This is a genomic window from Actinorhabdospora filicis, from assembly GCF_030269765.1.
GTDB lineage: Bacteria > Actinomycetota > Actinomycetes > Mycobacteriales > Micromonosporaceae > Actinorhabdospora > Actinorhabdospora filicis.
Genome location: NZ_BSTX01000002.1, coordinates 1,197,802 through 1,224,192, shown reverse-complemented (window position 1 = coordinate 1,224,192; position 26,391 = coordinate 1,197,802). Strand labels below are relative to the sequence as shown.

Here is a 26,391-nt window from a genome sequence, read left to right as displayed (position 1 = left end):
ACTCCACCAGTATCCGGAGCACTTGCCCTAATGACGAGCAGCATCGAGGCCACCTCGGGCACCGGCGCCGAAGGCGCCACGGTCAACGACGACATCACCACCGAGGAAGAGTTCCTCGCGGCGATCGACGAGACCATCAAGTACTTCAATGACGGCGACATTGTCGAAGGCACCGTCGTCAAGGTCGATCGGGACGAGGTCCTGCTCGACATCGGCTACAAGACCGAGGGCGTCATCCCCTCGCGCGAGTTGTCGATCAAGCACGACGTGGATCCGGCCGAGGTCGTCGCCGTCGGTGATCACATCGAGGCCCTGGTGCTCCAGAAGGAGGACAAGGAAGGCCGGCTGATCCTCTCGAAGAAGCGCGCCCAGTACGAGCGCGCCTGGGGCACGATCGAGAAGATCAAGGAAGAGGACGGCGTCGTCCGCGGTTCGGTCATCGAGGTGGTCAAGGGCGGCCTCATCCTCGACATCGGCCTGCGCGGCTTCCTGCCCGCCTCCCTGGTGGAAATGCGTCGTGTCCGCGACCTGCAGCCCTACGTGGGCCGCGAGCTCGAAGCCAAGATCATCGAGCTGGACAAGAACCGCAACAACGTGGTCCTGTCCCGCCGTGCCTGGCTTGAGCAGACCCAGTCCGAGGTGCGCACCGAGTTCCTCAACAAGCTCGCCAAGGGCCAGGTCCGCAAGGGTGTCGTCTCCTCGATCGTCAACTTCGGCGCCTTCGTCGACCTTGGCGGCGTGGACGGCCTCGTGCACGTCTCCGAGCTCTCCTGGAAGCACATCGACCACCCGTCCGAGGTCGTCGAGGTCGGCAAGGAGGTCGAGGTCGAGGTCCTGGACGTCGACCTGGAGCGCGAGCGCGTGTCCCTCTCGCTGAAGGCCACCCAGGAAGACCCGTGGCGCCAGTTCGCGCGCACCCACGCGATCGGCCAGATCGTCCCGGGTCGCGTCACCAAGCTGGTTCCGTTCGGTGCCTTCGTCCGCGTGGAGGACGGCATCGAGGGTCTGGTCCACATCTCGGAGCTGGCCGAGCGCCACGTCGAGGTGCCGGAGCAGGTCGTCAACGTCGGTTCCGAGGTCATGGTCAAGGTTATCGACATCGACCTTGAGCGTCGCCGCATCTCGCTCTCCCTCAAGCAGGCCAACGAGGCCTTCGTGGAGAACGAGGAGCAGTTCGACCCGACCCTGTACGGCATGGCCGCGCAGTACGACGACCAGGGCAACTACATCTACCCGGAGGGCTTCGACTCCGAGACCGGTGAGTGGCTTGAGGGCTTCGACACCGCTCGCGAGGAGTGGGAGCGCCAGTACGCCGAGGCCCGTCAGCGCTGGGAGGCTCACGCCAAGCAGATCGCCGAGACGGTCATCAAGGACGCCCCGGCGTCCGTCGAGGGCGCCGAGCCCGCGGCCAAGAAGTCCTCTGGTGGCGGCTCCTCCAAGCCCGCCGCCGAGGAGCCCTCGGGCACCCTCGCCACCGACGAGGCCCTCGCGGCTCTCCGCGAGAAGCTCGCCGGCGGCAAGTAAGACCACAGCGAACCGGCCGCGTGTAAAGGCGCGGTAGGGGAGTGTGAAAGAGCCCGCCCGGGAAACCGGGCGGGCTCTTTCACGCCCACGGGCGGATCGCGGCGGCCCGGCCGCCGGATCGGGATGATCACCGGGCCACCGCGCGCCCGGATTCGGGTGACTAGACTCTCCGCGTGCTCAACATCGGCCTCACCGGAGGCATCGGCTCGGGCAAGTCGGCCGTCTCCGCGCATCTGGCGTCCCTCGGCGCCGTCGTCATCGACTCCGACGTCCTGGCCCGCGAGGTCGTCGCCCCCGGCACCGACGGGCTCGCCGCGATCGTGGCGGCCTTCGGCGACGTGCTGACCGGGGACGGCGCCCTCGACCGCGCCGCGCTCGGCGCGCGCGTCTTCGGGGACGAGAAGACCCGGCGCGAGCTGGAGGCGATCATCCACCCGCGCGTGCGCGCCCGCAGCCTGGAACTGGCCGCCGCGGCGCCCGGGGACGCCATCGTCGTCCACGACATCCCGCTGCTGGCCGAGGTCGGCCTGGCGCCCACCTTCCACCTGGTCATCGTGGTGGAGACGGCCATGGACATCCGGCTGGAGCGCCTCAAGGCCCGCGGGACCACCGACGCCGAGAAGCGCATCGCCGCCCAGCTGAGCGACGAGGACCGCCGCGCGATCGCCGACGTCCTCCTCGACAACTCCGGCACCCTCGACGACCTGCACGCCCGCCTCGATGAGCTGTGGGCGGAGCGCCTGGTGCCCTACGAGCGCAATGTCCGCGAACATCACCGCGCCCGCCGCCCCGACGCGGTCGAGCTGAAGGCCCCCGACCCGGCGTGGCCCGCGCGTTTCGAGCGCATCGCCGCGCGCCTGCGCCACGCCTTCGCCGAGGTCGCCCTGCGCGTCGACCACATTGGCTCGACCGCGGTCCCCGGCCTGGCGGCCAAGGACGTCATCGACGTCCAGGTCACCGTGCGCGACCTCGCCCACGTCGACCAGCGGATCCCGCAGCTGGCGCGTGCCGGGTTCGTGCGGGTCTCCGGCGTCGACCACGACGAGCCGAAGCCCTTCGCCCCCGATCCCTACGAATGGCGCAAGCAGCTCTTCGGCGGCACCGACCCCGGCGACATCACCCACGTGCACGTCCGCGTCGAAGGCACCCCCGGCTGGCGGTACGCCCTGCTGTTCGGCGACTGGCTGCGCGCCGAGGACGCCGAACGCGACGGCTACGCCGGCCACAAGCGCGCCCTCGCCGTGGAGCACGCGGTCACCTCGGACTACGCCGAGGCGAAGGAACCGTGGTTCACCGACGCCCTCGACCGGGCCGAGGCCTGGGCGAAGAAGACCGGCTGGGCGCCTTAGGACGGTGCGGCGCCCAGCCGGCCGGTGTGCGGGAGGGTAAGGCTCGTGGTCAGCCGCCGAGCGCGGCGGTGACGGCGGACGGGATCTGGAGATAACCGAGGGTCCCGGGCGCCAGGTCGGCGTGCGCGAGACCGTACTGGCGGGTGCGCATCTCGACCCGGCGCAGTGACTTGTCATTGGTGACCCAGTAACGGAACGGCGCCTGCCCGCTGGGCGCGGCCTGGTCGCCGCTCATCGGCAGCTCGAAGGTCGTCGCGCGGAGCTTGCCGAGCCGGGCCTCCCGCAGCCAGCTCGCGTGCTCCTTGACCACCGCGGTGTCATCGGCGCGCCCGGAGACCAGCGACATCAGCTTGAACAGCAGCAGGTCCATGTCACCGGCCCCGGCGTTCGGGTCGACGCGCTCCGACCACGCCTGCGTGCGCCAGCCGCCCGCCGGCGGTGTCGCCGGTGGCCGCTTCGCCTCGCCCTTGACCGGCGCCGAGCGCCACCCGACGCCGCCGGGCAGCACGAGCATCTGGCCGTCCTGCTCCTCACCGGGATTGTCGACGGTCAGGTACAGCAGCGGACGCCGCCAGTCGACCCAGCCGACCGCGCGCAGGACCTCGCCGTCGGCGACCGGCATCGTCAGGTCGACCGTGGACACCGTCCCCGCGTTCTCCTTGCGCAGGCCCGCCAGCAGCGTCGCCTCGGCGTCGGTGACCTTGCGGGGCGCCACCGGCGGCCCCCCGAGCAGGTCGATCGCCGGGATCCGCGCCTGCGCAGGATCTGGACGCTGTTCGAGCAGCAGGTCGATGGTGGCCAGGCCCTGCCCGCCCGGGTTGACCTGGAGCCGCCGCAGCCGCCCCTCGCGGTCGACGTGCATGATCGCCTCCGGCTGCGCGCCCGCAGGGGCGGCCGAGGCCGAGGAGGACGGGTCCGGCGCCGGGCCGACGGCCAGGGGCGCGCGAAACACGTCCACCGGCACCCCGTCGATCGTGCCCTCCTCCAGCCACAGGGCCTTCTCCTGGAGGGCGCGCTGGTCGTCGGGCCGGTCGGCGGCCAGCACCATCATCGCCGACAGGACGATGTCCAGCGCGCGCGTGGTCGGGTCGGGCGACTGCTCCGACTCCATCACCGAGGTCCGCCGCACGCTCCAGCCGTCGGCCGGAAGCGTCGCCGGATCGGCCGCGTGGTCGCCCGGCCGCGTGGCGACCAGCCCGGGCACGGCCTGCACGAGACCGGTGTAGGTCGGCTGGGACGACGGCTTGACCGCCGCGTAGACCAGCGGCTGCGTCCAGTCGACCCAGCCGGAGATCTCCGTCTCGCCCAGCTCCTTGGGCATGCGCGCCAGCACGGCCACCGTGCCCATCGCCAGGTTCTTCTGGCGCACGCCCGACAGCCGCGCCGCCTCATCGGCGGTGACCGTGCGCGAGGCACCGCCGTCCTTGTTCATGCAGCCCACGCCGACGTAGCTGAAACCCCCCAGGATCAGCGCGATCGCGCCCACCCACACCACGAAGCGGCGGGTCACGGGATGCTTCTTCACCGGTGGTCGCGGCGTCTTCTTGGCCGGGGCCGAGGACTTGGTCCCCGTCCTCGTTCGAGTGATGGTTCTGGTCCGTTCGCTCATCCCCACTCCCGGGTCAACGAACGAGTGGCGGGAAAGTGACTCGGCGCTCACCCGCGCGGCCAGGGGATCCCACGAACCTGTCACACCCCCGGCGTAGGTTAAGCGGCATGGCCTTCGAGATCGAGCGAGCGTCCGGCACGTTCCAAGTCGTCAGTGAGTACCAGCCATCGGGCGACCAGCCGACCGCCATCGCCCGGCTCGCCGAGCGGATCGGGGACGGTGAGGCGCACTCGGTCCTGCTGGGCGCCACCGGTACCGGCAAGTCGGCGACCACCGCGTGGCTCATCGAGAAGCTCCAGCGCCCGGCCCTGGTCATGGCCCCGAACAAGACCCTCGCCGCGCAGCTCGCCAAGGAGTTCCGCGAGCTGATGCCGAACAACGCCGTCGAGTACTACGTCTCCTACTACGACTACTACCAGCCCGAGGCGTACGTCCCGCAGACCGACACCTTCATCGAGAAGGACTCCTCCCTCAACGAAGAGGTCGAGCGGCTGCGGCACCGGGCCACGTACTCGCTGCTCACCCGCCGCGACGTCATCGTCGTCGCCACCGTGTCGGCCATCTACGGCCTGGCCACCCCCGCCGAGTACCTGCTCGGCGCCACCGGCGTCACCGTCGGCCAGGAGATCGACCGCAACACGCTGCTGCGCCGCTTCGTCGACCAGCAGTACAACCGCAACGACACCGTCCTGGCGCGCGGCAGTTTCCGCGTCCGCGGCGACACCATCGAGATCATCCCCGCCTACGAGGAACTCGCCGTCCGCATCGAGATGTTCGGCGACGAGATCGACAAGCTGTACTACCTGCACCCCCTCACCGGCGAGATCGTGCGCGAGACCGACCGCGTGGTCGTCTTCCCGAACAGCCAGTACGCCACCAGCACCGAGCGCATGGAACGCGCCATCGTCGGCATCGAGGCCGAGCTGGAGGACCGCCTGGCCGAGCTGGACCGGCAGGGCAAGCTCCTGGAGTCGCAGCGGCTGCGCATGCGCACCTCCTACGACCTGGAGATGATGAAGCAGATCGGGTCCTGCTCGGGCATCGAGAACTACTCCCGGCACATCGACGGCCGCGCGGCGGGCACGCCCCCGCACACGCTGCTGGACTACTTCCCCGACGACTTCATCACCGTCATCGACGAGTCGCACGTGACCGTCCCGCAGATCGGCGGCATGTACGAAGGCGACGCCTCCCGCAAGCGCACCCTCGTCGAGCACGGCTTCCGCCTCCCCAGCGCCCTCGACAACCGCCCCCTGCGCTTCGACGAGTTCCGCGAGCGCGTCGGCCAGTCGGTGTACCTGTCGGCCACCCCCGGCAACTGGGAGCTCGACCAGGTCCAGGGCGAGGTCGTCGAGCAGGTCATCCGCCCGACCGGGCTGGTCGACCCGCAGGTCGTCGTCCGCCCCACCAAGGGCCAGATCGACGACCTCATGGAGGAGATCCGCACCCGCGCGGAGAAGAACGAGCGCGTCCTGGTCACCACCCTGACCAAGAAGATGTCGGAGGACCTCACCGACTACTTCATGGACCACGACATCCGCGTCCGCTACCTGCACTCCGAGGTCGACACCCTGCGCCGGGTGGAGCTGCTGCGCGAGCTGCGGGCCGGCGAGTACGACGTCCTGGTCGGCATCAACCTCCTCCGCGAGGGCCTCGACCTGCCCGAGGTGTCCCTGGTGGCCATCCTCGACGCCGACAAGGAGGGCTTCCTGCGCTCGGAGACCTCCCTCATCCAGACCATCGGCCGCGCCGCGCGAAACGTGTCCGGCCAGGTCATCATGTACGCCGAGAACATCACCCGCTCCATGCGCAACGCCATCGACGAGACCGACCGGCGCCGCGACAAGCAGATCGCGTACAACACCGAGCACGGCATCGACCCCCAGCCGCTGCGCAAGAAGATCGACGACCTGCTCACCGACATCTACGCCGAGGCCGAGGACAGCAACACCCTCGTCGGCGGCTCCGGCCGCCAGCGCAGCCGCGGCAAGTCGCCGGTCGCCGAGACCCGCAGCCGCAAGACGAGCGTGGTCAGCGGCGGCAAGCCCGGCATGGCCCGCGAGGAGCTCGCCTCGCTCATCGCCGACATGAACGAGCAGATGCTGAACGCGGCCCGCGAGCTCCAGTTCGAGCTCGCCGCCCGCATCCGCGACGAGCTGCACGAGCTCAAGCGCGAGCTGCGGATGATGGAGGAGGCCGGGGTCTGACCCGGGCGCGGTGAGCCGCCCCGCCCCACGCGGTGGGGGAGGGGCGGGCACGGGCCGGGCCGTGAGGACGTGACGTGGCCGGGGTGGCGGGAGACCGCCGTCCCGGCCCCGTCGGCTCGCGGGGTGACCGTCCTTGGACGCCATGCGGCAACTCCACCGCCACCGACGCCGGCTGACGGGCCAGATCCCCCTCGGCGACCAGGGCCTTCACACCCGGCTCCGCACCCACGACCGGATCCATCCCCACAGGCGGTGAGCGGGTGCGTGTGTGTCGCGCAACGAGAGGCAGTCGATAAGCGCCGGTTATGTCGATGAGGTGGCCCGGGAATCGGATCCGAACGGCAGAACCCGCCGGCAGCGAGAGGGCCACAACCGGCGATGGGCCCGTGGTGGCACGGGCCGGGAGGCACGGTGGTCTGCTTCGCCCGGCGGACTCGGCCGTTTCCGTGCGACGGCGGTGGGCGGTCCTGTCATCGCGGGGTGCGCGGCCCTTGCCGCCGGGGGCACGGTCCCGCCGGCGGGACGGCGCGGATGCGCGGCCGCCCCCAACGGGCCGAACTGGGAACAAACCCGCACGGACGGCGGTTGTAAAAGGGGACCGCCGGGAAAACCGGCGGTCCCGAGATCGGCGTGAACGGGCCCGGTGGATTCAGACGTCGCGGTAGTGTTCGACGACCGGCGGGGCCGACCAGAAGGAGTCGATCGCGGCGCGCCAGCGGGGGAACCGCTCCGAGCCGCGGAATCCCTCGGTGTGCGCCTCCAGGGTCTCCCACTCCACGAGGAGGACGAAACGCTTCGGGCTCTCGACGCCGCGCGTCATGCGCACCGAGCGGCAGCCGTCCGCCTCGGCGATGATGGGCCGCGCTTGGGCGTAGGCCGCCGCGAAGGCGTCCTCCTGCCCCTCGTTGATCTCGAATACCGCCACTTCAAGTACCATGGCGGCAGTCTGGCATCCCACCGCCGGTCCCCGGTGACGCGCCCATGGTTTTTGCGTCACATTAACGACCACAGGCGGCGTCCGGTGCTGACATCCGCACTGCCGTACGCAACAATGGTGCGAGCGGGAGGGGAGTATCCCCCAGCGGCGATCGTCGTCAACACGGTGCGCAAGGCCCAGATCGGCCCTCTGCCCCCGGCGTCGCCGGTCCGCGCGGTTCGTCCGCGCGCGACGGGAGAGACCTTCCGGGGCACACACGTATCTGAGTGTTGAACCGGAAGGCATGAAACGTGAACATCCCGGCCTGGGTCTGGGTGGCCACCCTGTGTGGTCTCGCTCTGCTGCTGATCTTCGATCTCGCGATCATCGGCAGGCGTCCGCATGAGCCGACCATCCGCGAGTCCGCCCTGTGGGTGGCCTTCTACGTGGGGCTCGCCGGGCTCTTCGCCCTCGGCATCTACCTGACCTCCGGCGGCGTCTATGCCACGGAGTTCGTATCGGGCTGGGTCACCGAGTACAGCCTCTCCGTCGACAACCTGTTCGTCTTCGTGATCATCATGGGCAAGTTCGCGGTGCCGCGGATCTACCAGCAGAAAGTGCTGATGATCGGCATCATCCTCGCCCTGATCATGCGCGGCGCGTTCATCGCCGTGGGCGCGGCGGTCGTGAGCCGCTTCGTGTGGGTCTTCTACCTCTTCGGCCTCTTCCTCATCTACACCGCGATTCAGCTGGTGCGGCACAAGGAGGATGACGACGACGTCAAGGAGAACCTGATGATCCGGTGGGCGCGCCGCGTCCTGCCGGTCTCGAAGGACTTCGACGGCGCCCGCATGACCACGCGTCTCAACGGCAAGAAGTTCGTGACGCCGATGCTGATCGTGATGATCGCGATCGGGACGACCGACCTGATGTTCGCCGTCGACTCGATCCCGGCGATCTTCGGGCTCACCCAGGAGCCGTACCTGGTGTTCACCGCGAACGTGTTCGCCCTGATGGGCCTGCGGCAGCTCTACTTCCTGCTCGGCGGCCTGCTGGACCGCCTGGTCTACCTCTCGCTCGGCCTGGCCGTGGTGCTCGGCTTCATCGGCGTGAAGCTGCTCTTCCACGCCATGCACGAGAACAACCTGCCCTTCCTCAACGGCGGCGAGCACATGAGCTGGGCGCCAGACATCTCCACGAACCTGTCGTTGGTGGTCATCGTCGGAGTGCTGGCCGTGGCCACGGTCGCCTCGCTGATCAAGTCGCGGGGCGCGGTGGAGACACCGGCACCGGCGGCGCCGGTGGCCACCGAGGCGGTGGAGAGCGAGGCGGACGCGCCGGGAAAAGCCCGGGGCGCGACGGGCGGGAGCTCGGCGCGCGGGGCGATTCCGGAGCCGAATAGACCGCAGTAGCGATGTGCGCCGGTGAGGGCGCCGGGGACGTCCCCGGCGCCCTCACCGCGTCTCAGGTGCGAAAAGGACCGGGCCACATCGTGGCCCGGCCCTTTTCGCGTGTGCGGTCTCAGCCGTTGATCTCGACGGCTCCGGCGCCGATGAGGGTGGCGCGGCGGTCGCCGGTGAAGGTCTCGTGGACGACCTTGCCGTAGACGCCCGAGGCGTGCAGCATCGTCGGGTCGCCGTTGTCGTCGGGCGCGCCGACGAAGCCGACGTGGTGGATGTCGCGGCCTTCCTTGGCGAAGAAGTACAGGTCGCCGGGGGAGGCCTCTTCGGGGTCGACGGGCTTGCAGGCGGCGGACTGGTCGTCGGCGTCGCGGGGGACGGTGACGCCCAGGTAGCGGTGCACGAGGTGGACCAGTCCGGAGCAGTCGACGCCGTAGGCGGAGAGGCCGCCCCAGACGTAGGGGACCTCCAGGAGGCGGGCGGCGACGGTGAGCACGGCCTCGCCGGTGAGTTCGGCGCGCGGGCCGGCGGGGGAGAGGTCGTGTCCGCGGACCCAGGCCGGTTCGCTCTGGCCGGGGACGGTGACCGGGACCCAGCCGCGGTAGGGCGCGCCGACGGCGGTGAGCCGGGTGCTCAGGATGACCCCGGCGACGCTGACGTCGCCGTCGGGTTCGTCGCGCAGGGAGGTGGCCGTGGCGTCGACGATGTAGGGGTCGCCGCCGCCGGTGGCGGGTTCGGCGAGCTGTGCGAGGGGGAGCCAGCCGGGGTAGCCGCGTTCGCCGAGTTTGGCGGCGGGCTGACCGGGGATGACGACCTTGGCCCAGTCGCCGTCGATCTCCTCGACGACGACCTCGTCGTTGAACAGGAGCTGGGTCAGGGTCTTGCCGTTGAGTCCGTTGACGCGCTGTTCGCGATCCATCGAGGCGACCCATTCGCGGACGCCGGAGGGCGCGCGCAGTGCCGGGGCGTTGAGGTTGTCGACCTGCTGGGGTGCGGTCCAGAGCGTTGCGGTGGCGACCGAGACGACAGCCGGCTGTCCGATCTCGATGGTCACATTCCCTCCTGGTGGATTGGCGCTGCCGGGTGGCGCATGTCGTGCACGATACGGAACCGTCTCAGGTTTCGCATCGCGCCGCGCCATGTTGAAAGCGAGTCGTGACGCTATGGCGATGTGGCACGCGGCGTCAGGCGGTGACGCCGAGGCCGGGTCCCGAGGGCAACACGATACGGCCCTTGTCGTAGGTGAGGGGAGGCGCGGTGAGCCACCATGCGGCGTCGAGGTCGCTGACGGCGGTGGTGCCGCAGGCGGCGACGAGGGACGCGGCGGCGGCCACGCCGATGTGGCTCTCCATCATGGAGCCGACGATGTATCCCATGTCGTGGGCGCGGGCGAGGGTGAAGAGTGCGCGGGCGGGGCGCAGGCCGCCGCATTTGGCGAGTTTGACGTTGATCATGTCGGCGGCGCGGCGGCGGATGATCTCGACGGCGTCGCGCATGGTGTGCGCCGATTCGTCGGCCATGATCGGGGTGAGGGTGCGTTCGGTGACGTAGGCGAGGGCGTCGAGGTCGTGGGCGGGGGTGGGCTGCTCGACGAATTCGATGCCGAGTCCGGCGTCTTCGAAGCGGCCGATGATGGCGACGGCCTGTTTGGGGTTCCAGCCCTGGTTGGCGTCGAGGCGCAGGGCGATGTCGTCGCCGACGGCGGCGCGGACGGCCTTGATGCGCTCGGTGTCGCCGGCGGGGTCGGCGCCGACCTTGATCTTGAGGACGGTGAAGCCCTCGCCGACGCGGTCGAGGGCGGCGGAGACGAGGGCGTCGGTGCCGCCGGCGGAGAGGGTGACGTCGGTGGTGGCGCCGGTGGCGGTGCCGCCGAGGAGGCGGGTGACGCTGACGCCGAGGCGGCGGGCGGCGAGGTCGTGGAGGGCGATGTCGACGGCGGCCTTGGCGCCGCGGTTGCCGACGACGGCGGTCTCGACGCGGTCGAGGAGGGTGTTGAGGTCGTCGGGGTCGGTGCCGAGGAGGACGTCGCGGAGGGGGCCGTCGACGCAGGCGCGGGCGCCGTCGAGGGATTCGCCGGTGACCCGCCAGACCTGCGGCGCCTCGCCGATGCCGGTGACGCCCTGGTCGTCGGTGACGGTCACGACGACGGATTCGACGTGGGTGGCGGTGCGCAGGGCGGTGACGAAGGGCGTGTGGAGCGGGAGGCGCGCGATGTGGGTGGAGACCTCGGCGATCGACATGGCTCGCACCTTATCCCGGGGTTCACGCGAAAGGGAAGATCACTCGGTAGTTTCCTCTGAATTCCTTTGGAGGGATCCCACAAGTGGTGCCGGGATCGGGGCTGGCATGATCTGTCGCATGACAGTCACCGACACCCGCCTTCTGCTCGACTCTCTCGTCAACAGTGGACTCTCCGGGAAGGAACCGTCACGGGAGGAACTGCTGGCCGTGCTGGCCACCGGCGACGACGAACTGCTGGACGTGGTGGCCGCCGCCGCCCGTCTGCGCCGGGAGTTCTTCGGCGTCCGGGTCAAGCTGAACTACCTGGTCAACCTCAAGTCCGGGCTGTGCCCGGAGGACTGCACGTACTGCTCGCAGCGGCTGGGGGGCAAGACCGAGATCCTGAAGTACTCGTGGCTGTCGCCGCAGGACGCGGCCAAGACCGCCTCGGCGGGCGTGGCCGGGGGCGCCAAGCGCGTGTGCCTGGTGGCCAGCGGGCGCGGCCCGTCCGATCGCGACGTCACGCGCGTTGGGGAGACGATCGCGGCGATCCGGGACGAGAACCCGCAGGTCGAGGTGTGCGCCTGCCTGGGGCTGCTCTCGGACGGGCAGGCCGAGAAGCTGCGCGATTACGGCGTGGACGCCTACAACCACAACCTGAACACCAGCGAGGACCAGTACGGCGACATCTGCTCCACGCACGACTACGCCGACCGGGTGGAGACGGTGGGCAAGGCGCGCGAGGCGGGCCTGTCGCCGTGCTCGGGGCTGATCGCCGGCATGGGGGAGACCGACGCCGACCTGGTCGACGTCGTGCTGAAGCTGCGCGAGATCGACAGCGACTCCGTCCCGGTCAACTTCCTGATCCCCTTCGACGGGACACCGCTGGAGGGGACGTGGGAGCTGACGCCGCAGCGGTGCCTGCGGATCCTGGCCATGGTGCGCTTCGCGGTGCCCGACCGCGAGGTCCGCATCGCCGGTGGCCGCGAGCTGCACCTGCGCACGCTCCAGCCGCTGGCGCTGCACGTGGCCAACTCGATCTTCCTGGGCGACTACCTCACCAGTGAGGGCCAGGCCGGCGCCGACGATCTGAAGATGATCGCCGACGGCGGATTCAGCGTCGAGGGCGCCGGGGAGACCACGCTCCCGGAGAACCGCGAAGAGGTGCGCGTGCGCCGCCGCGGCGCCGGGACCGAGGTCGCCCCGAACGCCTAGGGTGCGAGACGGCGTCGGCCCGCCGCGTCTCTGAGGCCCGGTGACCCCGCGGTGCCGCATCGACGCCCCGGTACAGGACCTGTACCGAGACGCCGATGCGGCTCGCGGGAATGCAGTGGGCCCGGTCGTCAGCGCGACAGGAACGCGTCGACGGCCGCCACGAAGGCCTCCGGCGCCTCCAGCCACGGGTAGTGCCCGGCACCGGGCAGGAGCACCAGCTCACCGTCGCGGAACAGCTTGATCGCCTCCGCGGCGGCGAAGCGGGTGGGCCAGATGTCCAGCTCGCCGCCGATGAGCAGCACCGGGGCGGGCAGGACGGCGTACTTCGCGGCCAGCGCGGCGGCGTCGACCTCCAGGCCCTTGTACATCCCGAGGGTGCCGTCCTTGGAGCGCTGGGCGGGATCGGCGGCGGCGTGGGCCCGCGCGACGGCGTCCCAGCGCCCGTAGATGAGCGGCGCCATGCCGTAGCGGTGCCGCTCGCTCTCGTCCCAGTCCCGCGCGGCGTTGACCGCGGCGAAGGCGGCGGTGGCCTCGGCGTACCAGGGCTCGTGGGCGCGTTCGGCGATGACGGTGGCGCCGTCGAGGTGGGAGTCGAGCCCGCTGGCGGCCAGTGAGGGCGCGGCCAGCACGAGCTTGCGCAGCCGCTCGGGGTAGGTCGCGGCGTACAGCTGCCCGATGCCGCCACCGGCGGAGTGGCCCAGCAGGTCGATGACGTCCAGGCCGAGGTGCTCGCGCAGGGCCTCGACGTCCTTGATGAGGTGGTCCACGCGGTAGGTCGCCGGGTCGGCGGGCACCTGCGAGGCGCCGGTGCCGCGGTTGTCGAAGACGATGAGCTCGCGGCGGGCGTCCAGGCCGCCGAGATCCCCGAGGTACTCCGAGGCGCGGCCGGGCCCGCCGGGGGCGACGATGAGGGGCTGACCGGCACCGAGACGCCGGTAGGCGATCTCGGTGCCGTCGTGGGAGATGAAGCTCGGCATGCGGTGAAGCATGCCCCCGGCTAGATCAACACGGGGTTAAATGTGCCGCGGACTACAGGCCGTGGCGCGCGTCCCAGCTGGCCGAGGCGATGCGGGCCAGCAGCGCGCACGCCTCGTCCTCGCCGCGCTGGGAGTGCGCGGTGGGACTGGTCACGCACACCGACAGGATGTAGGCGGGCGCGTCATCGGGGTAGATGACGGCCGCCGAGTGCCGGATGCCGTCGATCCAGCCGTTCTTCAGCGCCGTCGGCGTGCCCTCGGGCAGGCCGCGGGCCAGGTCGACGTGGAACTCCTGCTCCCGCAGCACGTCGATCATCTCCAGGCAGGCCCGCTCGGAGGCCACCGTGCCGTTGGCGATCGCCCGGAACAGCACGCCCAGGTCGGCGGCGGTGATGGTGTTGTCGATACCGGCGTCGCGGGCGGCGAAGTCCTCCATGCCGCGGCGGGTACGGCTGCCCGTGGCGCCGACGGTCTCCCACAGCGCGTCGGCGGCGTCGTAGCCGACCGTCTCCAGCGCGAGGTTGGTCGCCAGGTTCGACGAGCGCACGATCATGCGCTTGAGCAGCCACCGCAGCGAGACGCCGTGGCCGAGCTTCTCCCACACCTCGCGGTCGGAGTCGTAGGACTCGGTCATCTCGAAGCGCCCGCCACCAGGGGAGCGGCTGTCGAAGTCATGGTGGACGATGACCGGCGCGTCCAGGTCCAGCTCGCGCCCGTCGGCCAGCCGGTAGGCGGCGGCCATGACCCCGACCTTCATGGTGCTGGCCGGGTAATGGCGCTCGTCGGGCAGCCGGGTGTAGGCGGGTTCGCCGTCGAGGCGCGCGCACCAGACCGAGACGGTACCGGGCATTGCGGCGATGTCGGGTTCGAGCGCCTGGAAGGCTTCGATCACGGTCATGCGGCGACCCTACAGTGGACCGCCGACACCGGCGAGCGGCCGGTGGATCACCGTCTGCGGCGCAGGCCCAGGATGCGGTGGCCGACGTCGATGAGGGTGGTGCGCATGGTCTCGCCGTCGACGTCGTCGAGGAGGATCGAGGCGGCGGTGGTGGCCAGGCAGGCCATGACGGCGTTGGCGCGGATGCGCTCGACGGGATCCTCGGAGTCGCGGGCGAGCAGGAGCAGCGGGCGGTAGAGGAGCTCGCCGAAGTCCTCGCGCTGGCCGAGGACGCTGATGACGCCGGGGTCGGCGCTCATGAGGGTGATGAGGTCGCGGTGCTTGACGGCGAGCCCGGCGAATCCGGTGATCATGGCCTCGGCGCGGGCGTGGTGGCCGCGCAGCTTCTCCGCCTCGTCGATGAGGGTGATGAGCTCGCCGATGGCGGGCTTGATGACGGCGTCGAGGATCTCGTCGCGGGTCTTGAAGTGGTGGTAGACGGCGGCCTTGGTGACGCCGATGCGGTCGGCGATCATCTGCAGCGAGGTCCCGGCGAAGCTGTGCATCGCGAACAGCTGGCGGGCGCATTTAAGCAGCCGCTCCCGGGTGCTCTCCCGGACGTCGTCGTCCTTCGCCATGGCCGTCATTCTTCCTCATCACGCTGGGCACACAGGCGTGAACACCTGTCGAACGGCAAGGCTACTCCTTGCCGATTGTAAGGCTGATCACTAGCCGATCGGCTTGGAGCCACCTTGCCGATCGGCTAGTTTCGGGGCTGTCCCGGCGCTCGACAGGGGCGCCGTCCGCACAGGCTGGAGCGAACTTCCGTGGCGACATTCCTCTACCGGCTCGGCCGGTTCTCCTACCGCAGGCGGTGGCTGGTCCTGGCCATCTGGCTGGTCGTGCTGGCCGGCGCCGGCGTCGGCGCGGCGACCCTCGCGGGGCAGACCGGCAACACGGTGGGCATCCCGGGCACGGAGTCGCAGGAGGCCATCGACCACCTCAAGGAGACCTTCCCCGAGGCGGGCCTGGGCAACGGCCGCGCCCTCGTGGTCTTCGCCGCCCCCGAGGGCGGCGACCTGCGGGCCGAGCCCGCCAAGTCGGCCGTCATGGCCACCGTCGGCCAGCTGAACGACCTCCCCAAGGCCGGGCCCGTCGCCGACCCCTACACGATGGGCAGCGTCTCCCCGGACGGCCGCTACGCCTACGCCCAGGTCGGCTACGACGTCCAGGGCTTCGCGCTGGAGGAGACCGACCGCGACGCCCTCAAGGCCGTCGGAGCCCCCGCCCGCGACGCGGGCCTCACCGTCGAGATCGGCGGCGACGCGCTCATGGGCATGCCCCAGACCGGCATCACCGAGGTCATCGGCGTCGGCGTGGCCGCGGTGGTCATGCTGATCACCTTCGGCTCCCTCGCCGCCGCCGGAATGCCCCTGCTGACCGCCCTCATCGGCGTCGGCGTCGGCGTCCTGGGCATCACCACCGCCTCCGGCTTCCTCGACCTCGACTCCAACACCAGCATCCTGGCGATGATGCTCGGCCTGGCCGTCGGCATCGACTACGCGCTGTTCATCGTCTCCCGCTTCCGCCACGAACTGCGCGTGCGGGGAGACGGGCCGGAAGCCGCGGGCCACGCCGTCGGCACCGCCGGTTCGGCCGTCGTCTTCGCCGGCCTCACCGTGATCATCGCCCTGGCGGGCCTCACCGTCATCGGCATCCCCATGCTGGGCGCGATGGGCCTGGCCGCCGCGGCCACCGTCGCCATCGCCGTCCTGGTCGCCCTCACCCTGCTCCCGGCGCTGCTCGGCCTGGCCGGGCGGAAGGTCCTCGGCCGCCGCGACCGCGTCACCCCCGCCGCCGTCACCCGCGTCCCCATGGGGGAGAAGTGGGCGCGCTTCACCGTCCGCTTCCGCGTCCCGGTGCTGATCGTGGCCCTCCTGGGCCTGGGCGCGCTCGCCGTGCCCGCCGCCGACCTGCGCCTGGGCCTGCCCGACGACGGCATGGCCGCCTCCGACACCACCCAGCGCAAGGCCTACGACATGATCGCCGCGGGCTTCGGTCCCGGCGTGAACGGCCCCCTCACCGTCGTCGTCGACGCCGAGGGCTCCGCCGACCCGATGGCCACCGCCAAGCGCGTGGGCACCGACGTCGACGCCGTCGACGGCACCCTGTTCGTCAGCCCGCCCACCCCGGCGCCCGACGGCCACACCTTCCTGCTCACCGTCATCCCCGCCTCGGCGCCCACCGCCGAGGAGACCACCGACCTCGTCCACGCCATCCGCGACGTCCGCGACGGCATCGAGGACGCCACCGGCGCCCAGGTCACCCTCACCGGCCTCACCGCGATGAACATCGACCTCTCACAGAAGATGTCCGACGCGCTGATCCCCTACCTGGCGATCGTGGTCGGCCTGGCGTTCCTGCTGCTCATGCTGGTCTTCCGCTCCGTCCTGGTGCCGCTCAAGGCCACCCTCGGCTTCCTCCTGAGCGTGGCGGCCACCTTCGGCGCGGTCGTCGCGGTCTTCCAGTGGGGCTGGCTGGACTTCCTGTTCGGCGTGGAGGAAACCGGCCCGATCATGAGCCTGCTGCCGATCCTGCTCATCGGCATCCTCTTCGGGCTCGCCATGGACTACCAGGTCTTCCTGGTCACCCGCATGCGCGAGGACTACGTCCACGGAGCCGCGCCCCGCGACGCCGTCGTCACCGGCTTCCGGCACGGAGCACGGGTCGTGGTCGCCGCCGCGGTCATCATGATCAGCGTCTTCGGCGGGTTCATCTTCGCCGACCAGGACCTGATCCGCTCCATCGGCTTCGCGCTGGCCTTCGGCGTCCTCGTCGACGCGTTCGTGGTCCGCATGACCATCGTCCCGGCCCTGATGGCGCTGCTCGGCAAGGCCGCCTGGTGGCTGCCGCGCTGGCTCGACCGGATTCTGCCGAACGTGGACGTGGAGGGCGAGAAACTGGCCAAACCGGCCGAACGGCGGGAAACCGTTGGCGCCGGGGTCTGACCGACCCGCATGATCGTCTGATGCTGACGATCCCCACGGCCCTCCTCGACACGCGCGGACGCGACGAGGAGGGCCGTTCCTGGCTCGCCTCCCTGCCCGCCCTCCACGAGCGCTACCTCGCCGAATGGGACCTGCGTCCCGCCGAGGGGCACGTCGAGGGCGGGATCGCCTCCTTCCTCCAGCCCGTCCGGCGCGCCGACGGCACCCGCGCCTACCTGAAGTTCCAGCCCGTCGACGAGGAGAACATCGGCGAGGCGATCGGCCTGCGCGCCTGGGACGGGCGTGACAGCGTCCGCCTCCTGGACGAGGACCCCGCCACCGGCGTCCTGCTGCTGGAGGCCCTCGACGCCACCCGCCCGCTGTCGAAGCTGGCCGACTCCGGGGCCGCCGCCGAGGTCATCGGCGGGCTCCTGGCCTCCCTCACCGCGCACAAGGCCCCGGAGGGACTGCGCACGCTCGCCGACATCGCCGCCCAGATGCTGGCCGACGTCCCCAAGACCCTGGCCGCCATGGCCGACGAGGATGAGAAGGCGCTGCTGAGGACCTGCGCCGACGCCGTCGCCGAACTCGTGGGCGAGCCCGGCGACCGGCTGCTGCACTGGGACCTGCACTACGACAATGTCCTGGCCCCGCTGCCCGGCACCGGCCGCGGCGAGTGGCTGGCCATCGACCCCAAGCCCCTCGCCGGCGACCCCGGCTTCGACATCCTGCCCGCCCTGCACAACCGCTGGAGCGAGATCACCGGCGCCGGCGATCCCGCCAAGGCGCTGCTGCGCCGCTTCGACGCCATCACCGGCGCCCTCGCCATCGACCGCGACCGCGCGGCGGGCTGGACCCTGGGGCGGGTCCTGCAGAACTCGCTGTGGACGGTCGAGGACGGCGAGGACCGCCTGGAGGAACCGCAGATGCTCATCGCGCGGGTGCTGCTGGCGCGATGACGGCGACGACGCTGGCCGAGCTGGCCCGCCGGCACGGATTCACCGCCGCCGAAGCGGTGGCCGCGCCCGTGCAGGGGGTGGCCAACCACGTCCACTTCGTGGGCGGCGACCTCGTGGTGCGGGTGGCCCGCGAGGGCTTCGGCGACGACCTGCGCAAGGAGGCGGCGGTGATCCCGGCGGCCGGGCGCGCGGGCGTCCCGGTGCCCGAGATCGTCGACGCCGGTGAGCTCGACGGCGTGCCCTACATGCTCCAGCGGCGCGTGCCCGGCGAGGCGCCGCCGCTGCCGGAGCGTCCCGAGGGCGACGCCAGGGGAGCGGCCTACCGCGACCTGGGCGCCGTCCTGGCCCGGCTGCACGCGCACGCCACCGTCCCGCCGGGCGTGCCCGCCTTCGACGCCGGGGACCCCACCCGCCTCACCGGATGGCTGACCCGCTCGGGACGGCTCGGCGCCCAGACCGCCGACTGGCTGGCGGCCTGGCTGGACCGGCTCGGCGAGCTCGGCGGGACCGCCGCCGGGCGGTGCCTGCTGCACGGTGACGCCGGCCCGGCCAACACCCTCGCGCGGGACGGGCGGGTGACGGGGTTGCTGGACTGGGGTGACGCGTGCGCGGGGGATCCGGCGGCCGACCTGGCGAAGGTGCCGCCGGTGGCGCTGCCCTACGTCCTGGACGGCTACCGCCCGGCCGAGCCGTTCGCCTTCGCCGCGCGGGTCCTGCGCGTGCACCTGCACTGGGCGGTGGGGCGCTTCCCGACGCCGCCGGACCTGGGCGCGCGGCACTGGAGCGCCCAGCCGGGCAACCGGGTGGCGGAGTTGCTGCGGCTGTTCGCGCTGGGCGCGCCGTCCCCGTGGCGTGAACTGGGCCCGGTGTGACGAAAGGCCGCCGCGAGTGATCGCGGCGGCCCTCAGGTCGATCGTGTCTAGCGGGCGCCCAGACGGCGGGCGCGGCCGCGCATCGCCTGGTCCAGGATCACCTTGCGGATGCGGATGGCGGCCGGGGTGACCTCCACGCACTCGTCCTCGCGGCAGAACTCCAGGGCCTGCTCCAGGGACAGCTTGCGCGGCGGGATGAGCCGCTCCAGCTCCTCACCGGTGGAGGAGCGCACGTTGGTGAGCTTCTTCTCCTTGGTGATGTTCACGTCCATGTCGTCCTGGCGCGAGTTCTCACCGACCAGCATGCCCTCGTAGACCTCGGTGCCCGGCTCCACGAACAGGGTGCCGCGCTCCTGGATGTTGAACATGGCGTAGCTGGTGGCCACACCGGTGCGGTCGGCGATGAGGGAGCCGTTCTGGCGGGTGCGCAGCTCGCCGAACCACGGCTCGTACTTCTCGAACACGTGGTGGGCGATGCCGGTGCCGCGGGTCTCGGTCAGGAACTCGGTGCGGAAGCCGATCAGGCCGCGCGCCGGGACCAGCCACTCCATGCGGATCCAGCCGGTGCCGTGGTTGACCAGCTGCTCCATGCGGCCCTTGCGGGTGGCCAGGAGCTGGGTGATGGCGCCCAGGTACTCGTCGGGGGCGTCGATGGTCAGGCGCTCGACGGGCTCGTGCTTCTTGCCGTCGATGTCCTTGGTGACCACCTGCGGCTTGCCGACGGTCAGCTCGTAGTTCTCCCGGCGCATCTGCTCGACCAGGATGGCCAGCGCGAGCTCGCCGCGGCCCTGGACCTCCCAGGCGTCGGGGCGCTCGGTGTCCAGGATCCGCAGGGACACGTTGCCGACGAGTTCCTTGTCGAGGCGGTCCTTGACCATGCGGGCGGTGACCTTGGCGCCCTTCACCTTGCCGGTGAGGGGGGAGGTGTTGGTGCCCAGGGTCATGGAGATGGCGGGCTCGTCGACGGTGATCAGCGGCAGCGCGACGGGGTTCTCCAGGTCGGCGAGGGTCTCGCCGATCATGATGTCGGGGAACCCGGCCACGGCGATGATGTCGCCGGGCCCGGCCTCGGTGGCGGGCTTGCGCTCCAGGCCGTCGGTCATCAGCAGCTCGACGACGCGGGCGCGCTCGACGTTGCCGTCGGTGCGGCACCAGGCCACCGTCTGGCCCTTGGTGATGGTGCCCTGGTGGACGCGGCACAGCGCCAGGCGGCCCAGGAAGGGGGAGGCGTCGAGGTTGGTGACGTGCGCCTGCAGGGGCGCGCCCTCCTCGTAGGAGGGGGCGGGGATGGTCTCCAGGAGCGTCCGGAACAGCGGTTCGAGGCTGTCGGAGTCGGTGGGGACGGTCCCGTCGGCGGGCATCTCAAGGGTCGCGATGCCGTCGCGGGCGCAGGCGTAGATGATCGGGAAGTCGATCTGGGACTCGTCGGCGTCGAGGTCGAGGAAGAGCTCGTAGGTCTCGTCGACGACCTCCTTGATGCGCGCGTCGGAGCGGTCGACCTTGTTGATGACGAGGACGATCGGCAGCTTGGCGGCCAGGGCCTTGCGGAGGACGAACCGGGTCTGCGGGAGGGGTCCCTCGGAGGCGTCGACGAGCAGGACGACGCCGTCGACCATGGTCAGGCCTCGTTCGACCTCACCGCCGAAGTCGGCGTGGCCGGGGGTGTCGATGATGTTGATCGTGACCGACTCGCCGTCGGGGCCGGTGTAGTGGACACCGGTGTTCTTGGCGAGGATGGTGATGCCCTTTTCGCGTTCCAGGTCCATCGAGTCCATCACCCGGTCGTCGACGTTGGCGCCCTGGCGGAACGCGCCGCCTTGCTTGAGCATGGCGTCAACGAGGGTGGTCTTGCCGTGGTCGACGTGCGCGATGATCGCGACGTTGCGTAGGTCGGAACGAAGGGCCATGCTCTTATCGTCCCTTACGGCCGGCGGCGAGATCGCGGCGGCCCGGCTTATTGTGCCGTTAACCCGGTCACGTGCGCGTCTCTGACCTGCGTCGACGCGTTCTGGTGGGTTCTGTGGGGCTGGTGGGGGCGGTGAGGGTGGGGAGCGCCACACGCGCTCCCCGGGGTCCCGGTCACCAGCCGCGGGCCCACCATTCGTCCAGGGCGGGCCGCTCGGCGCCGAGGGTGGTGTCCTTCCCGTGGCCGGGGTAGATCCAGGTGGAGTCGGGCAGCCGGTCGAAGAGCTTTGCGCGCACGTCGGTGAACAGCCGCTCGAAGGCCTCGCGCCCGGCGGTCCCGCCGACACCGCCGGGGAACAGGGAGTCGCCGGTGAACACATGGGCGATGCCGCCGGGCTCCTCGTACATCAGCGCCACCGATCCGGGGGTGTGGCCGTCGAGGTGGATCACCTCCAGCGCGCTGCGTCCGCAGGCGATGGTGTCGCCGTCGACGAGGGTGCGGTCGACCACGGGCAGTTCGGGGGCGTCCAGCTCATGGGCGTAGGACACCGCCGAGGTGGCGGTGACCAGTTTCTCCAGGGCCTGCCAGTGGTCGCGGTGGCGGTGGGTGGTGACCACCGAGGACAGTCCGGCCGAGCCGATCAGCGCCACGAGGCGGTCGGCGTCGTTGGCGGCGTCGATGAGGACCTGGTCGCCGGTGTCGTGGCAGCGCAAGAGGTAGGCGTTGTTGTCCATGGGGCCCACGGAGATCTTGGTGATGGACAGCCGTCCCAGATCGCGGGTGGAGGCGGGGCCGTTCGGGGTAACGGAGCCGGTGTAGGAGGTCATGGCGGAATCCTCCCGCAAACCGGCTTGCCAAGCACGACCCCTTGGTCTTAACTTCACCGTGACGCGCGAGCAGTGAGAGGAGGTGTCCGGTGCGCGATTCGGCAAGTCGATGTCCGAGCCCGTGGCGGTGTTTGCGCACGGTGCCGGACCCATCCCCATTCGTGTCCGCCGCGCCGGGTATCTGAGGCAGCGCGGACACTTGTTCTGAAGGTGCTGCCTGAATCATGAATCTCACTTTGCCGTCCCTCGGCTGGGACGACACTCTTCGCGCTGCCTACCAGCGGCACGACAAACGCGGTCAGCGTCCCGGGCGTGTCGCCCGTGTCGACCGCGGCATTTGCACCGTTCTCACCGCGGGTGGAACCGTCCGGGCCAGCCTGTCGGGCCGGATGCTGGGCGACCTGGCGGCCGATCCCCTGAGCGGGCCGTGCGCCGGTGACTGGGTCGTGGTGCGCCAGTGGCCCGACGACCGCACCACTTTGGAAGCCGTGCTGCCCAGGCGGACCTCGATCGTGCGCGCCGGGGCGAGTAAGTCGGCCACCGGCCAGATGATCGCCACCAACATTGACACCATCGCCGTGGTCGAGCCCCTGGATCCCGATCCCGACCCCGGCCGCATCGAGCGTTTGATGACCCTGGCGTGGGATTCGGGCGCCACGCCGATCCTGTTGCTGACCAAGGCCGACGCGGTGGGCGATCCGGCCGCGCTCGCGCTGTCGTTCGCCGACGCCGCGCCGGGCGTCCCGATCATCCCGGTGAGCACGGTGACCGGTGAGGGCCTGGACGTCATCGCCGAGCACGTCCCGCCGGGGCGGACGCTGGCGCTGGTGGGGCCCTCGGGCGCGGGCAAGTCGTCGCTGGTCAACGCCCTCGCGGGGGCGGAGGTCATGGTGACGCGGACGCTGCGCGCCGACGGCCGCGGCCGGCACACCACCAGCTACCGGGCGCTGGTGCCGATCCCGGACGGCGGTGTCATCCTCGACACGCCCGGGCTGCGCAGTGTTGGCCTGTTCGACCGGACTCCCGGTGAGGGCGACGGCCTGACGAGGGCCTTCGCCGACGTGGAGGATCTGGTCGCGGCCTGTCGCTACTCCGACTGCCGCCATGAGACCGAACCGGGCTGCGCGGTGCGCGAGGCCCTTGAGCTGGGCGTGCTGTCGGCCCGGCGCTATGACAACTGGCGCAAGCTGCAGCGCGAGCTGGAGTTCGAGCGCCGCCGGGTCGACGCCCGTTCCCGGCAGGCCCAGAAGGCCAAGGCCAGGCAGCGCCAGGCGGCGGTCCGCCGCAGGGAGATGTGAGGCGGGAATCGCACCCCCGCGCGTGGGAGCCCGCTTAGCGTGCGGGCTCCCGGCGTCGTAGTGTCGAGTGGGTGAGCTGCGCTTACACGGTTTTGTCAGACCCCACCGATAGGGTGCGCGCGTGACCCAGACTCCGACCTCAGCAAGATCGACTAGTGGCGACGTCGTGGACATTCCCGACGTCTCCGGGGTGACGATCGGCGGCCGTCCCTCCAGCGGGCGGATCGCCATCCGCGGCGCCCGCGAGCACAATCTGCGCAATGTCAGCCTCGACCTGCCGCGCGACGGGCTGATCGTGTTCACCGGCCTGTCCGGATCCGGCAAGTCCTCCCTGGCCTTCGACACGATCTTCGCCGAGGGCCAGCGCCGCTATGTGGAGTCCCTGTCGGCCTACGCCCGGCAGTTCCTGGGGCAGATGGACAAGCCCGACGTCGACTTCATCGAGGGGCTGTCCCCGGCGGTGTCGATCGACCAGAAGTCGACCTCGCGCAACCCGCGCTCGACGGTGGGCACCATCACCGAGGTCTACGACTACCTGCGCCTGCTGTTCGCCCGCATCGGGCAGCCGCACTGCCCGGTCTGCGGCGAGCCGGTCACCAAGCAGACCCCGCAGCAGATCGTCGACCGCGTCCTGGGCATGGACGAGGGCACCCGCTTCCAGGTGCTGGCGCCGGTGGTGCGCGACCGCAAGGGCGAGTACGTCGACCTGTTCGCCGAGCTCCAGACCAAGGGCTACGCCCGGGCGCGGGTGGACGGGACGGTGCATCAGCTCACCGACCCGCCCAAGCTCAAGAAGCAGGAGAAGCACTCCATTGAGGTCGTCGTCGACCGCCTCACCGTCAAGGCCAGCGCCAAGCAGCGGCTGACCGACTCGGTGGAGGCGGCGCTGCGGCTGGCCGGGGGCATCGTCCTGCTGGAGTTCGTGGACCTGCCCGAGGACGACCCGCACCGCGAGCGGCGCTACTCCGAGCACCTGGCCTGTCCCAACGACCACCCGCTGGCGCTGGACGACCTGGAGCCGCGGTCCTTCTCGTTCAACACCCCCTACGGTGCCTGCCCGACCTGCATGGGCCTGGGCGTGCGCATGGAGGTGGATCCGGAGCTGCTGGTCCTGGATCCGGAGAAGACCCTGCGCGAGGGCGCGATCACGCCGTGGTCGAACGGGCACATGCTCGGTTTCTACCTGCAGCTGATGGGCGCGCTGGGCGAGCAGCTGGGTTTCGACCTGGACACGTCCTGGCAGGCGCTGCCGGCGCGGGCGCAGAAGGCGATCATGAACGGCGTGCAGGATCCGGTGCACGTCAAGCACCGCAACCGGCACGGGCGCGAGCGGTCCTATCACGCCAAGTTCGAGGGCGTCATCCCGTGGCTGGAGCGGCGGCACGCCGACAGTGAGACCGACACCAGCCGGGAGCGCTTCGAGGGCTACATGCGCGAGGTGCCCTGCACCGACTGCGGTGGCACCCGGCTGAAGCCGGAGGTCCTGGCGGTCACCGTGGACGGCCGCAACATCGCCGAGATCTCGGGTCTGTCGGTCGCCGAGTGCGCCGAGGTGCTGGCCGGGCTGGTGCTGAGCGAGCGGCAGGCGGTCATCGCCGAGCGCGTGGTCAAGGAGATCAACGCGCGGCTGCGGTTCCTGCTGGACGTGGGCCTGGACTACCTGTCGCTGGACCGCACGGCGGCGACGCTGTCGGGTGGTGAGGCGCAGCGGATCCGGCTGGCGACCCAGATCGGCGCGGGCCTGGTGGGCGTGCTGTACGTGCTGGACGAGCCGTCGATCGGTCTGCACCAGCGCGACAACCACCGGCTCATCGAGACGCTGGTGCGGTTGCGGGACCTGGGCAACACCCTCATCGTCGTCGAGCACGACGAGGACACCGTGCGCACCGCCGACTGGGTGGTCGACATCGGCCCCGGCGCCGGTGAGCACGGTGGCCGGATCGTCCACTCCGGTCCGCTGGAGGGGCTGCTGGCCAACGAGGAGTCGCTGACCGGCGCGTACCTGTCGGGACGCACGGTGATCCAGACTCCACTGGCCCGCCGCCCTCCGACGAAGGGCCGCGAGCTGGTGGTGCGGGGCGCGCGCGAGCACAACCTGAAGAACGTCGACGCGGTCTTCCCGCTGGGGTGCATGATCTCGGTGACCGGGGTGTCCGGCTCGGGTAAGTCCACCCTGGTCAACGACATCCTCTACGGCGTGCTCGCCAGCCGCATCAACGGCGCCAAGATCGTCCCCGGGCGGCACCGGCGCGTGGACGGCCTGGAGAACGTGGACAAGGTCGTCGGCGTCGACCAGTCGCCGATCGGGCGCACCCCGCGCTCCAACCCGGCGACCTACACCGGCGTGTTCGACCGCATCCGCAAGCTGTTCGCCGAGACCACCGAGGCGAAGGTGCGCGGCTACCAGCCGGGCCGCTTCTCGTTCAACGTCAAGGGCGGGCGCTGCGAGGCGTGCTCCGGTGACGGCACCATCAAGATCGAGATGAACTTCCTGCCCGACGTCTACGTCCCCTGCGAGGTCTGCCTGGGCGCGCGGTACAACCGCGAGACCCTGGAGGTCCACTACAAGGGCAGGACGATCGCCGAGGTCCTGGACATGCCCATCGAGGAGGCGGCCGACTTCTTCGAGCCGATCACCGCCATCCACCGGCACCTGAAGACGCTGGTGGACGTCGGGCTGGGCTACGTCCGGCTGGGGCAGCCGGCGCCGACCCTGTCGGGTGGTGAGGCGCAGCGGGTGAAGCTGGCCAGCGAGCTGCAGAAGCGCTCCACCGGCCGCACGGTCTACGTCCTGGACGAGCCGACCACGGGCCTGCACTTCGAGGACATCCGCAAGCTCCTGAAGGTCCTGGAGGGCCTGGTCGACAAGGGCAACACGATCATCGTCATCGAGCACAACCTCGACGTGATCAAGACCAGCGACTGGGTCATCGACATGGGGCCCGAGGGCGGCAACAAGGGCGGCACCATCGTCGCCGAGGGCACCCCGGAGCAGGTCGCGCGGGTCGAGGCCAGTCACACCGGCGCGTTCCTGCGCAAGATCCTCGACGGCGGCGCCCCGGCGCCCGCGCCGCGCAAGGCCGTCGCGAAGAAGACGGCGAAGAAGACCGCCGCGGCCCGCAAGTAGCCGCGGCCGGGCGCCGACGCCGGACTCCCGCGCAGGAGGCCGGCGCCGGCGCCCGTATCGTCGCGCGCGCTTCCTGAAGACCGGCTGAAAGGGCGGCGTGCTGCCCTGGCCAGGCCGTCAC

The 26,391-nt window shown here is 70.9% G+C and carries 18 protein-coding genes and 1 pseudogene; 10 read left to right on the top strand and 9 right to left on the bottom strand.

Features of this window, described 5'->3' with window-relative positions:
- The first annotated feature begins 30 nt into the window (after positions 1-30).
- Positions 31-1,524 carry a 30S ribosomal protein S1 gene (gene rpsA / locus QSK10_RS18525; protein ID WP_285664096.1) on the top strand — a complete coding sequence of 498 codons (1,494 nt, stop codon included), beginning with the start codon at positions 31-33 and terminating at the stop codon, positions 1,522-1,524.
- Between the two features lie 173 nt (positions 1,525-1,697).
- Entirely contained in the window at positions 1,698-2,873 is a 1,176-nt protein-coding gene (gene coaE, locus QSK10_RS18520) for a dephospho-CoA kinase (RefSeq protein WP_285664095.1), read from the top strand.
- Positions 2,874-2,922: 49 nt separating this feature from the next.
- On the opposite strand, the gene QSK10_RS18515 is transcribed toward coaE, so the two are convergent.
- On the bottom strand, positions 2,923-4,383 hold the full coding sequence (locus tag QSK10_RS18515; protein WP_285664094.1) for a hypothetical protein: 1,461 nt from the start codon (positions 4,381-4,383) through the stop codon (positions 2,923-2,925).
- Positions 4,384-4,589: 206 nt separating this feature from the next.
- Here QSK10_RS18515 and uvrB point away from each other — a divergent pair, with 206 nt between their 5' ends.
- Positions 4,590-6,689: an excinuclease ABC subunit UvrB gene (uvrB, locus tag QSK10_RS18510; RefSeq protein ID WP_285664093.1), complete on the top strand. Its 2,100-nt coding sequence runs from the start codon at positions 4,590-4,592 to the stop codon at positions 6,687-6,689.
- Positions 6,690-7,338: 649 nt separating this feature from the next.
- Here uvrB and QSK10_RS18505 read toward each other — a convergent pair.
- The gene (locus QSK10_RS18505) at positions 7,339-7,626 is read right to left on the bottom strand and encodes an antibiotic biosynthesis monooxygenase family protein (protein ID WP_285664092.1); all 288 of its coding nucleotides are present in this window, start codon (positions 7,624-7,626) and stop codon (positions 7,339-7,341) included.
- 290 nt (positions 7,627-7,916) lie between these two features.
- Here QSK10_RS18505 and QSK10_RS18500 point away from each other — a divergent pair.
- Positions 7,917-8,870 (top strand): annotated as a pseudogene (locus QSK10_RS18500) (TerC family protein); the annotation flags it as partial.
- A gap of 256 nt (positions 8,871-9,126) precedes the next feature.
- On the opposite strand, the gene QSK10_RS18495 reads toward QSK10_RS18500, so the two are convergent.
- The gene (locus tag QSK10_RS18495; RefSeq protein WP_285664091.1) at positions 9,127-10,059 is read right to left on the bottom strand and encodes a C40 family peptidase; all 933 of its coding nucleotides are present in this window, start codon (positions 10,057-10,059) and stop codon (positions 9,127-9,129) included.
- Between the two features lie 130 nt (positions 10,060-10,189).
- A complete protein-coding gene (locus QSK10_RS18490; protein WP_285664090.1) occupies positions 10,190-11,245 on the bottom strand; it encodes a mandelate racemase/muconate lactonizing enzyme family protein in 1,056 nt (351 codons plus the stop codon).
- Positions 11,246-11,363: 118 nt separating this feature from the next.
- Here QSK10_RS18490 and bioB point away from each other — a divergent pair, with 118 nt between their 5' ends.
- Positions 11,364-12,440: a biotin synthase BioB gene (gene bioB / locus QSK10_RS18485; protein WP_285664089.1), complete on the top strand. Its 1,077-nt coding sequence runs from the start codon at positions 11,364-11,366 to the stop codon at positions 12,438-12,440.
- Positions 12,441-12,568: 128 nt separating this feature from the next.
- Here the strand turns inward: bioB and QSK10_RS18480 are convergent, their stop codons facing one another.
- Genes QSK10_RS18480 through QSK10_RS18470 form a run of 3 tightly spaced genes read right to left on the bottom strand, consistent with a single transcriptional unit; the run spans position 12,569 to position 14,932 of the window.
- Positions 12,569-13,417, bottom strand: coding sequence for an alpha/beta fold hydrolase (locus QSK10_RS18480; RefSeq protein WP_285664088.1), 849 nt, complete (start codon positions 13,415-13,417; stop codon positions 12,569-12,571).
- 52 nt (positions 13,418-13,469) lie between these two features.
- Positions 13,470-14,315, bottom strand: a complete 846-nt coding sequence (locus tag QSK10_RS18475; protein ID WP_285664087.1) for a serine hydrolase — start codon at positions 14,313-14,315, stop codon at positions 13,470-13,472.
- Between the two features lie 47 nt (positions 14,316-14,362).
- The gene (locus tag QSK10_RS18470; protein WP_285664086.1) at positions 14,363-14,932 is read right to left on the bottom strand and encodes a TetR/AcrR family transcriptional regulator; all 570 of its coding nucleotides are present in this window, start codon (positions 14,930-14,932) and stop codon (positions 14,363-14,365) included.
- Between the two features lie 189 nt (positions 14,933-15,121).
- Between QSK10_RS18470 and QSK10_RS18465 the strand changes: the two genes are divergently transcribed.
- From QSK10_RS18465 to QSK10_RS18455, 3 genes are read left to right on the top strand one after another with little or no spacing between them, the layout of a single operon-like run.
- A complete protein-coding gene (locus tag QSK10_RS18465; RefSeq protein WP_285664085.1) occupies positions 15,122-17,302 on the top strand; it encodes an MMPL family transporter in 2,181 nt (726 codons plus the stop codon).
- 20 nt (positions 17,303-17,322) lie between these two features.
- Entirely contained in the window at positions 17,323-18,240 is a 918-nt protein-coding gene (locus tag QSK10_RS18460; protein ID WP_285664084.1) for an aminoglycoside phosphotransferase family protein, read from the top strand.
- On the top strand, positions 18,237-19,112 hold the full coding sequence (locus tag QSK10_RS18455; protein ID WP_285664083.1) for a phosphotransferase family protein: 876 nt from the start codon (positions 18,237-18,239) through the stop codon (positions 19,110-19,112). Before QSK10_RS18460 ends, QSK10_RS18455 begins: the two co-directional genes overlap by 4 nt.
- Positions 19,113-19,159: 47 nt before the next feature.
- Here the strand turns inward: QSK10_RS18455 and typA are convergent, their stop codons facing one another.
- Together typA and QSK10_RS18445 are read right to left on the bottom strand one after the other, a co-directional pair.
- Positions 19,160-21,019, bottom strand: coding sequence for a translational GTPase TypA (gene typA, locus QSK10_RS18450; protein WP_285664082.1), 1,860 nt, complete (start codon positions 21,017-21,019; stop codon positions 19,160-19,162).
- 172 nt (positions 21,020-21,191) lie between these two features.
- Entirely contained in the window at positions 21,192-21,845 is a 654-nt protein-coding gene (locus QSK10_RS18445; RefSeq protein WP_285664081.1) for an MBL fold metallo-hydrolase, read from the bottom strand.
- Positions 21,846-22,069: 224 nt separating this feature from the next.
- On the opposite strand from QSK10_RS18445, the gene rsgA reads away from it, so the two are divergent.
- On the top strand, positions 22,070-23,143 hold the full coding sequence (gene rsgA / locus QSK10_RS18440) for a ribosome small subunit-dependent GTPase A (protein WP_285664080.1): 1,074 nt from the start codon (positions 22,070-22,072) through the stop codon (positions 23,141-23,143).
- A 196-nt stretch (positions 23,144-23,339) separates the two neighbouring features.
- Positions 23,340-26,270 (top strand): excinuclease ABC subunit UvrA, encoded by a 2,931-nt coding sequence (gene uvrA / locus QSK10_RS18435; protein WP_285664475.1) that lies wholly within the window; start codon positions 23,340-23,342, stop codon positions 26,268-26,270.
- The last annotated feature ends 121 nt before the right edge of the window (positions 26,271-26,391 follow it).

Excerpts from the sequence above, each read along its gene's own strand:
- rsgA (WP_285664080.1), top strand. The coding sequence starts at position 22,070 with ATGAATCTCACTTTGCCGTCCCTCGGCTGGGACGACACTCTTCGCGCT.
- QSK10_RS18470 (WP_285664086.1), bottom strand. The coding sequence starts at position 14,932 with ATGGCGAAGGACGACGACGTCCGGGAGAGCACCCGGGAGCGGCTGCTT.
- rpsA (WP_285664096.1), top strand. The coding sequence starts at position 31 with ATGACGAGCAGCATCGAGGCCACCTCGGGCACCGGCGCCGAAGGCGCC.
- QSK10_RS18445 (WP_285664081.1), bottom strand. The coding sequence starts at position 21,845 with ATGACCTCCTACACCGGCTCCGTTACCCCGAACGGCCCCGCCTCCACC.
- uvrB (WP_285664093.1), top strand. The coding sequence starts at position 4,590 with ATGGCCTTCGAGATCGAGCGAGCGTCCGGCACGTTCCAAGTCGTCAGT.
- QSK10_RS18460 (WP_285664084.1), top strand. The coding sequence starts at position 17,323 with ATGCTGACGATCCCCACGGCCCTCCTCGACACGCGCGGACGCGACGAG.
- bioB (WP_285664089.1), top strand. The coding sequence starts at position 11,364 with ATGACAGTCACCGACACCCGCCTTCTGCTCGACTCTCTCGTCAACAGT.
- QSK10_RS18490 (WP_285664090.1), bottom strand. The coding sequence starts at position 11,245 with ATGTCGATCGCCGAGGTCTCCACCCACATCGCGCGCCTCCCGCTCCAC.
- QSK10_RS18475 (WP_285664087.1), bottom strand. The coding sequence starts at position 14,315 with ATGACCGTGATCGAAGCCTTCCAGGCGCTCGAACCCGACATCGCCGCA.
- QSK10_RS18480 (WP_285664088.1), bottom strand. The coding sequence starts at position 13,417 with ATGCCGAGCTTCATCTCCCACGACGGCACCGAGATCGCCTACCGGCGT.
- typA (WP_285664082.1), bottom strand. The coding sequence starts at position 21,019 with ATGGCCCTTCGTTCCGACCTACGCAACGTCGCGATCATCGCGCACGTC.
- QSK10_RS18505 (WP_285664092.1), bottom strand. The coding sequence starts at position 7,626 with ATGGTACTTGAAGTGGCGGTATTCGAGATCAACGAGGGGCAGGAGGAC.
- QSK10_RS18455 (WP_285664083.1), top strand. The coding sequence starts at position 18,237 with ATGACGGCGACGACGCTGGCCGAGCTGGCCCGCCGGCACGGATTCACC.